At 69.8% G+C, this 268-nt stretch carries 1 protein-coding gene; it reads left to right on the plus strand.

What is annotated here, in order from left to right:
* Positions 1-268 (plus strand): lysoplasmalogenase family protein (locus tag ACT6Q8_RS25710; RefSeq protein WP_444739510.1); only part of this gene is annotated, 268 nt, incomplete at both ends.

A 268-nucleotide genomic window follows, 5' to 3' on the forward strand; every position in this document is an offset into this window, starting at 1 on the left:
TTTCCATCCTGTGGCCGCGGCTGGGCGCGCTCGCCTGGCCGGTCGGCCTCTACGTCGCGGCGATCCTGGCGATGGCGCTGGCCGCCTGGAACCAGCCGGGCCTGGCGATTCCCGTCGGCGCGACGCTGTTCGTGATTTCGGACGCGCTGATCGCCGGCGGCCGTTTCCTGGCGCTCGGCCCCTGGACGGCCCAGGCGATCTGGGCAACTTACGCGCTGGCGCAGATCCTGATCGTTCTCGGCCTGACGACGGCAAATAACCGGGTTGA

Source organism: Niveispirillum sp. (genome assembly GCF_052437035.1).
Taxonomy (GTDB): Bacteria; Pseudomonadota; Alphaproteobacteria; order Azospirillales; family Azospirillaceae; genus Niveispirillum.